Source organism: Empedobacter sp. 225-1, assembly GCF_030328185.1.
Taxonomy (GTDB): Bacteria; Bacteroidota; Bacteroidia; order Flavobacteriales; family Weeksellaceae; genus Empedobacter; species Empedobacter stercoris.
The window spans coordinates 25,530-34,269 of the sequence record NZ_JACALO010000037.1 but is presented as its reverse complement, the minus strand read 5'-3'; the positions used below and the strand labels follow the sequence as shown (position 1 = coordinate 34,269).

Here is an 8,740-nt window from a genome sequence, read left to right as displayed (position 1 = left end):
AATGCTACACCATATTTTACTTTTCTTGTCATAAAAAATGCCCCCAAAAGTGTCTAACTTTTTGGGGGCAGTGTAATTATCAGTCGCTTTTTTTATGCTTAAAATAAATAGTTGCTCTATCTTTTAGGTAACGAAACCATATTCGAATCCATTTTTTGGTCTTTTTCTAAAAATATTTTCCCTCTCAATATACCTTGAATTGTATTGATTAATTCTTTTTCAAAAGAATCCCTCAGTTGAGATTGATGAAAAATCAATGAAACTTCTCGCGTAGGAACTGGAGATTCGAAATTCTTTACAAACTTTTTATATTCATCTGATAAATCATCTGCAACCAACGCTGGTAACAATGTCATTCCATATCCATCGTTTGCTAATTTTATCAAAGCTTCGAAACTTCCTGAATCCAATTTTATCGGACGGTTTTTCATATTAGATGTATCGCATAATGCCAATACATTATTTCTAAAACAATGACCTTCTTGTAAAATCAATAAATCTGAAGTGTCTAAATCATTTTCATTAATTTTTTCTTTGCCCGCTAAACGATGTCCATTTGGAACATAACCTACCAACGGTTCATAATATAAAGGTCTTTCTATCAGTTGATCTTCGAATAATGGAGAAACGACAATTCCAAAATCTAATGAGCCGTCTTTTATTCCTTTTACAATTTTATCCGTTTGCAATTCTTTGATAATCAAATTTGATTTCGGATTATTTTTTTGAAAAGTTTTATAAAACAATGGCACCAAAGATGGTAAAACGGTTGGTATAACTCCAATCACAAAATCACCTTCTAACAAACCTTTTTCTTCGTTAACAAGATGTTTCATTCGATTAGCTTCCATTAAAATTGTTTTGGCTTGTGCAACAATTTTTTCTCCAATTTGTGTAATCTTAATTGGATGCGAAGTTCTATCGAAAATATCAATATTTAACTCTTTTTCCAATTTCTGAATTTGCATGCTCAACGTTGGTTGAGTAACAAAGGATTTATCAGCAGCAATTGTAAAGTTCTTATGCTCAGCAACAGCCAGCACATATTGTAATTGTACTAATGTCATATTTAAAAATTGATATCTATAAATTTTTGTGATAAAGATATGGATTATTATATTATGAATCTATATCATAAATCATAAAAAAAGCTCGGATATATCCGAGCTTATAAAGTTGAAAACAACCTATTAGTTATTTAATTGTTTTTGAATTTCAGCTGTCCAATCTTGTAATTTCTTTGCATCTTCTGCTGTTAAAGATTGTGTGTAACCTTGTAATTCTTTTGAAAAATCAACTGATTGTTTTGTTAATTCTGCTAATTTATTTGCATCACCTGCAGTTGCTGCTAATTTCATATCTGCAGCCCATTGGTTGTATTTGGTAACAAATTCAGTTACTTTAGGATCAGAGAAAGTTGGTAAATCTTTTGCTACATCTGCAACTTTATCCATCGTTTCTTTACCTGCTTCAACTTGATCTTGTACTGTATTTGCTACATTTTCTTGCGTATTTTCTACTTTGTCTGCTACTTTTTCTTTTTCAGATTTACAAGAAGATAAAGAAACTACACCTAATACTGCAGCGGCTAAAAATAATTTTTTCATTTTAATTAGAGTTTAAAAGTTTATAATATTGTTTGATTGTTCAATTTAAACAAATCTAACGAATTATTCTTATTATTTTTTAATTTTCTTTTGAAAATTGAACTTCATAAAGATTAGCATAATACCCTTGCTTTGCTAACAATTCGCTGTGTGTGCCTTGTTCAACAATCATTCCATTATCCATTACAATAATCTTATCTGCATTCTGAATTGTCGCTAAACGGTGCGCAATAATGATAGACGTTCTACCTTGCGTTAATTTATCGGTCGCTTTCTGAATTAACTCTTCTGATTCTGTATCAATCGAAGAAGTTGCTTCATCTAACACCAAAATTTCTGGGTTATAAATATACGCTCTCAAAAACGAAATCAATTGACGTTGACCAACAGAAAGCGTAGAACCTCGCTCGCTTACCTCACTATAATAACCTTTTGGCAATGACATGATGAAATGATCTATCCCGATAATTTTTGCGGCATTCTGTACTTCCTCCAACGAAATATCTTTGTTCCCTAAAACAATATTATCATAAATGGTTGTATTAAATAAAAATACATCTTGCAAAACAACCGCTACATGATGACGAAGATTCTGTAAATCCATTTCATAAATATCAACATCATCTATTTTTATTGTGCCTGAATCAATATCATAAAAACGACTTAACAAGTTAATAATCGTTGATTTTCCTGCTCCAGTTGCACCTACAATTGCAACTTTTTCTCCTGGATTTGTAGAAAAAGAAATTCCTTTCAACACCAAATTATTCGGAACGTAAGAAAATTTAACATTCTCGAAATCGATTTTTCCTTTCACATGATCCAATTTAATTTTTCCATTATCCGGTAAAGTCTGATTATCATCCAAAATCTTGAACACACGATCTGCTCCAACTAAACCACGTTGAATGGTATTAAAACGCTCTGCAATTGCACGCATAGGCGCTGTTAATAAGGTTACATATTGTGTAAAGGCAATTAAATCACCAACCGAAACATCTCCATAAACTGCTGTTCTTAATCCTCCAAACCATATTAAACTACCGGTTGCTAAAGCCGAAATAATATCGACAACAGGAAATAAAAGTGAAAAATAGAAAACTGTTTTGAGATAATTTTTCTTTAAATCATTATTAATTGAAACAAATTTATTGTATTCTGCTTGTTGACGATTAAATACCTGAATAATATTCATTCCTGTCAAACGCTCTTGTACAAATGTATTCAACTTCGCCACAATCGTACGTTCTTCTTGGTACACATTTTTCAATGCTTTCTGAAACAAACGTGTAATAATCATCATTAACGGAAGAATAATAATCACCACAGTAGCCAAAACCCAATTCATCCAATACATTACAAATACAATGAACACGATCTTTAGCACATCTCCCAACATTACCAAAATACCATCATTGAAAACCTCAGCAATTGTTTCAACATCTGAAACTGAACGTGTAACCAAAACACCGTTTGGTGTTTTATCGAAATAACCAAGCTTAAACTTGATCAGATGATTGTACAAACGAACGCGTAACAAACGAATAACACGCTGTGCAACAACATTTGCTAAATAAACCATGAAAAATGACAATATCCCTTCGAAAACCAACACTAAAGCAAGTTTTACGATTTGCATTTTTAGACCTGGTAAATCTTTTGTCTGAATGTAATCATCAATAATATTTCCCGTTAAATACGGACGATAAACAGAAAAACATGCACTAAAAACTGCTACAAAAACCACGGCCCAAAATAAATATTTGCTTTGTGCACCAATTTGTAAAACACGTTTTAATCCATTAAAATCAAACGATGTATTCTCGTTATTTGAACTCATTTTTAAATAATTCTTTTGGATATTGAACATCTACCAAATACAATCCTTGCGCAGGAGCCGAGGCACCAGCTGAAGAACGTTGTTTTTGTTCAATAATTTCTTCAAAATCTTGGATAGAAATTTTTCCTAATCCAACTTCAACCAATGTTCCAACAATTGCACGTACCATGTTTCGCAAAAAACGATCTGCAGTAATCTTAAAAACCAACTGATTACTTTCATTTGTTCGCCAAAATGCTTCTCTTACATCGCAAATATTGGTTTTCACATCGGTATGTAATTTAGCAAAACTTCCGAAATCTCCTTGCTTAATTAACAATTTTGCTGCTTCGTTCATTTTTTCCACATCCAATTTACGATTAAAAATCCATGCACTTTCAAACGCAAAAGGATCTTTGAAGGGTGAAATAAAATAATTATACGAACGCGAAGTCGCATCAAATCGAGCATGCGCTTCATCATCCATCAAAAATAAGCGATAAGCGGCTATATCTTTTGGTAAAAAAGAATTTAGTTTTTTGATTAAATCATTATTCAATAATTCGTCATAATCAAAATGAATGAACATCTTTTTGGCATGAACACCAGAATCTGTACGGCCTGCACCAACTATCGAAATTTCTTTTCTTAATAGTTTAGACAATCTATCTTCGATTACTTCTTGAACCGAAATTTGATTGGGTTGGATTTGATAACCAAAATAATTTTTTCCGTTGTATGCTAATTCTAAAAAATATCGCAATTGTTGTAAATTTGAACAACAAAAATACAACCTTTTGAAGAAAATTCTTTTACTTTCGGACACGCATTCTTATATCGACGATAGAATTTTGGAATATGCGCAACAAGCAGACGAAATTTGGCATGCTGGGGATATCGGAGATATTTCTGTTACCGACAAATTAGCAAAAATAAAACCGTTGCGTGCTGTTTATGGAAACATTGACGATAATAAAGCGCGTGCAGAATTTCCTCTAAACAATAGATTTACCTTAGAAGGTGTCGATGTTTGGATCACCCATATTGGTGGTTATCCTGGCAAATATAATCCTGCTATTCGTCAAGAAATTTATACAAATCCTCCAAAATTATTTATTTGTGGGCATTCTCATATTTTGAAAGTTATGCCTGATAGACAATTGGGGTTAATTCATATGAACCCTGGTGCTGTTGGTAAGCATGGTTTTCAGAAAGTTCGTACAATGTTGCGTTTTGAATTGAATGATGGTAAAATTGAAAATTTAGAGGTGATTGAATTTAAAAAATAATGACAACGTTAGATTTTTGATTTACGAAATGAATAAGCGAAATTCGACTTTCGCTTTTCGTTTTACTTTGTTAATTTGAACGCTTTCAGAATCGAAATAAATTTTGGATTGGTGATATATTTTCTAAATTCATGCGAATCTTGACCTGTAAAATCCGTTTCTTCTAAAAACGTATAATTTTTTGAGAGTTCATCAAACAAATCTTTCTTAAATCCAAAATCAGTCGCAATCAAGTTGCGAGACATGAAACCTGTCTTACCCTTTCCTAACACATAATCTGTATTGTTAATCGTGATATGCATACGTTTCAGTTGAGTAGAAAAAGTTTTGTATTGATTTGCATCTGTGGTAAAATCAATCTTCCCAATTGCTGGGGCTAACATGATACTATAAATTTTGTTGTTATTTTCTTTCAACATTTCGGCATTTGTAAAATCAACATGATGTGCATTTTTAGCACGTTTTATCTCACTTCCTCGCAAAGAAGGATTCACCAAAGCACTTAACACGACTGAAGCTCCACGACTGTGCGAAATCAAATAAACGTCTTTATTATGAATAACATTCAAGATTCTACGCAACCCAAAAACACCTGCCATTTGACTATTTGTTGTTGCACTAACCCATACTTTTGCTGCACCAAAAAGGCTCTCGTTCACCAACCCGTCCCAATAAAAATTGATTATCTCATCGGTTGATGAATTAAGATTCATATAGGTTTTGGCTTTGTTATAATTTTTTAAACTAAATAAATAATCATTGTCAATTCCATGAACAAAAATGATAACACGTTTTTTATTCTTAACTCTTTTTTCAATATTATTAAGACGTAATTCTTCGTAAGTCGTTAATTGATTTTGAAAATTATTTTCTGTTGCAATTTTCATTAGCGAATAATCCCTTCTACTTGCATTCATTGGTGGTTTTCCATAGGACTTCAACCAATTATCTGGATAAAAATTACCATTTTGATCAACAAATGAACTTGTTGTATTGGGTTGAATAAAATTATTCGGATTTTGTGAAGTTGGTACATTATGAATTGCAGCACACGATGTTAAAAAACTAATCATCATGATATAAAATACGTTTTTCATTTGATAAAAATTGGTATGCTAAATAACTACATTTTTCGTTATTTCGCAATAGATTTATTATCATCAACCTGAAGTTTAACAAGGTTTTAAGTAGAATATTCCTTCTTTACAACCATATTTCAAAAATTATGATATACAAAAAACGCTCAAGTAAATCTTGAGCGTTTGAAAATATAAAATAATTTAAATTCTAATTATTAATCACACCAGAACCTAAAAGTTCATCTTCCTTGTACCAAGCACAAAACTGACCTTCTGTAATTGCCGATTGAGGATGCTCAAATTCTACATACATTCCGTTTTCAGCTTTATGTAAAATAGCTTTTTGCAAAGGTTGACGGTAACGAATACGCGCCATAACTTCCATTGTTTCGTCCGTTTTAAGTGCTAAATCTTCGCGAACCCAATGCACTTCTTCTTCTTTTATAAATAAAGCTTTTTTCAATAATCCAGGATGATCTGCTCCTTGACCTGTATAAATCACATTGATCTTAACATCTGTATCGATGATAAACAAAGGTTCTACTTTTCCTCCTACACCTAATCCTTTTCGTTGACCACGCGTAAAATAATGTGCACCTTGATGCTTACCTACAATTTCTCCGTCTTCTTGTTTATAAGAAAATCCTTTAGCTTCGAACTCTAATGCTTCGTATTTCGTTGTAAAAGTTGGGATTTCGCGTTTATATCCGTTCCAATCTTTCGCAATTTCTATAATTACACCTTCTTTTGGTTTTAATTGTTGTTGCAAAAACTCGGGTAAACTTACTTTTCCAATAAAACATAGTCCTTGCGAATCTTTTTTATTAGCTGTCACCAAATCTTGTTCTTGCGCTATTCTTCTTACTTCTGGTTTTTCTATATCTCCAATTGGAAATAATGCTTTGCTTAATTGTTCTTGCGACAATTGACACAAGAAATAAGATTGATCTTTGTTGTTATCAGTTCCTTTTAATAACTGAAAAATCTCGTTCCCATTTTTATCAATTGTAGATGTTTTTCGTGCATAATGTCCAGTTGCAACATAATCCGCACCAAGTTCTAAAGCTGTTTTCAAAAACAAATCGAACTTGATTTCTCTGTTACATAATACATCTGGATTTGGTGTTCTTCCTTGCTCGTATTCATTGAACATATAATCTACAATACGTTCTTTGTACGAATCAGACATATCAATTACCTGAAAAGGAATATCTAATTTTTTAGCTACCAACAAAGCGTCTGCACTATCTTCTATCCATGGGCATTCATCCTCCAACGTTACTGATGCATCGTTCCAATTACGCATAAATAATCCGATCACATCATAGCCTTGCTCTTTTAGCAAATAGGCTGTAACACTTGAATCTACTCCTCCAGAAAGTCCTACGACAACTCTTTTCATCTTAAAAAATTTCAGTCTACAAAGTTATAAAATAATATCCGACGAATGAATATCCTACATCAATCTATTTTTTAATTGATTTTGGTTGAAAAAATAAGATAAAAATAAGCGTACAAATTCCCGTCAAAAATGGATAATATAAATTAGATAAAACATCTATCGAAGAAACTTTTGCAACATTCGAAATAGCGTTCGCCGCAGCAACAGCTGCCAATACTTGTGCACCATAAGGTAAAACTCCTTGTACAAAACACGAAACTGTATCCAAAATACTCGCTACGCGTTTGCCTTCTAACTTATGATGATCAGAAATTTCTTTGGCAATTTTACCACAAATTAAAATTGTGATTGTATTATTCGCTAAACAAGCATTTGCTAACGCTGTAAGTGATGCAATACTCATTTCTGCTTGACGTTTTGTTTTGATATTTTTCGTTAAATGATAAATGATAAAATCTAACCCACCATTCAAACGAATAATTCCAACAATTCCGCCAATCACTAAACAGATGATACATAATTCGAACATACCTTTGAAACCCTCATTAATAGCAGAAATTAATGTTACAGTTGGAATGCCAGAATAAAATAATCCAATTCCAATGAACGAGATAATTCCTATGATTAAAGCCCAAATAACATTAACTCCAGAAACTGCCAGAGCGAAAACTAACAAATAAGGTAAAACTAAAATCAAGTCAAAATCTAACTGTTCTCCTTTGAAATTTGAAATATCAAAATGTTGAGAAATTGAAAAATATATCATTATCGAAACAATAGCTGCAGGAACTACTATTCGAAAATTTGTTTTAAATTTAGATTTCATACTTACTTCTTGCGTACGTGTTGCAGCAATTGTAGTGTCGGAAATAAACGATAAATTATCACCAAACATTGCACCTCCAACGACAGCTCCTAACAAAATTGGCATAGAGCCTGGAATCATTTTATCCATTTGAACCGCTATAGGTGCCACTGTTACAATTGTTCCTACTGAAGTTCCTAAAGCAGTCGAAATAAAGCATGATAACATAAAGAATCCAGCTACAATAAAGGATGAAGGAAGGTAATTCAGAAATAAATTAACTGTCGATTCTACTGCGCCAATTGTTGCTCCTAAACTTCCGAAAGCACCTGCAAGTAGAAAAATTAATATCATTAGCATGATCGTTTCTTCACCTGCATTATTACAAAACGCTTTGGCTTTGCTTTTAAAAGGAACTTTAGGAAATTGAACAAACGCAATAACCAAAGCTAACATAAATACGACCAAAGCTGGAACAGTATAAAAATCGTTCAAATAGGTAGATGCCGAAAAATAGACGAGTATAAAAATGATTAAAGGGAATAAAGCCCAAAAATTTCCTTTTTTAGTGATCATATTACTTAAAATTCAGAAAAATATTCTGCAAATATCTTTCTAAATTTAGTATAATTAAAATAAATTATTTATTGATTTATACGATTTTAAGTGAATAGAATAAAAAAAGGAACATCTTTCAATAGACATTCCTTGATTTAGAAAAATTTTCTATAAAACTATT

The 8,740-nt window shown here is 32.0% G+C and carries 8 protein-coding genes; 1 reads left to right on the top strand and 7 read right to left on the bottom strand.

The features are described from left to right. Positions 1–116: 116 nt before the first annotated feature. The 4 genes from HX088_RS11195 to truA all read right to left on the bottom strand — a co-directional run bounded on the left by HX088_RS11195 (position 117) and on the right by truA (position 4,189). The gene (locus HX088_RS11195; RefSeq protein ID WP_171623816.1) at positions 117–1,067 is read right to left on the bottom strand and encodes a LysR substrate-binding domain-containing protein; all 951 of its coding nucleotides are present in this window, start codon (positions 1,065–1,067) and stop codon (positions 117–119) included. A 123-nt stretch (positions 1,068–1,190) separates the two neighbouring features. Beyond that, positions 1,191–1,607, bottom strand: a complete 417-nt coding sequence (locus HX088_RS11190) for a hypothetical protein (RefSeq protein ID WP_171623817.1) — start codon at positions 1,605–1,607, stop codon at positions 1,191–1,193. Between the two features lie 79 nt (positions 1,608–1,686). Beyond that, a complete protein-coding gene (locus HX088_RS11185) occupies positions 1,687–3,447 on the bottom strand; it encodes an ABC transporter ATP-binding protein (RefSeq protein WP_284584060.1) in 1,761 nt (586 codons plus the stop codon). Continuing rightward, positions 3,434–4,189 (bottom strand): tRNA pseudouridine(38-40) synthase TruA, encoded by a 756-nt coding sequence (truA, locus tag HX088_RS11180; protein WP_286484185.1) that lies wholly within the window; start codon positions 4,187–4,189, stop codon positions 3,434–3,436. Before truA ends, HX088_RS11185 begins: the two co-directional genes overlap by 14 nt. A gap of 34 nt (positions 4,190–4,223) precedes the next feature. Between truA and HX088_RS11175 the strand changes: the two genes are divergently transcribed. Next, on the top strand, positions 4,224–4,715 hold the full coding sequence (locus HX088_RS11175) for a metallophosphoesterase family protein (protein ID WP_260544238.1): 492 nt from the start codon (positions 4,224–4,226) through the stop codon (positions 4,713–4,715). 62 nt (positions 4,716–4,777) lie between these two features. Here HX088_RS11175 and HX088_RS11170 read toward each other — a convergent pair whose 3' ends face one another. From HX088_RS11170 to HX088_RS11160, 3 genes are all read right to left on the bottom strand, one after another. Then, complete coding sequence (locus HX088_RS11170; RefSeq protein WP_188319689.1) at positions 4,778–5,812, bottom strand: alpha/beta hydrolase; 1,035 nt, start codon at positions 5,810–5,812, stop codon at positions 4,778–4,780. 190 nt (positions 5,813–6,002) lie between these two features. Continuing rightward, entirely contained in the window at positions 6,003–7,196 is a 1,194-nt protein-coding gene (mnmA, locus tag HX088_RS11165; RefSeq protein ID WP_286484184.1) for a tRNA 2-thiouridine(34) synthase MnmA, read from the bottom strand. A gap of 64 nt (positions 7,197–7,260) precedes the next feature. Beyond that, positions 7,261–8,577 (bottom strand): Na+/H+ antiporter NhaC family protein, encoded by a 1,317-nt coding sequence (locus HX088_RS11160; protein WP_260544243.1) that lies wholly within the window; start codon positions 8,575–8,577, stop codon positions 7,261–7,263. Positions 8,578–8,740 lie beyond the last annotated feature (163 nt).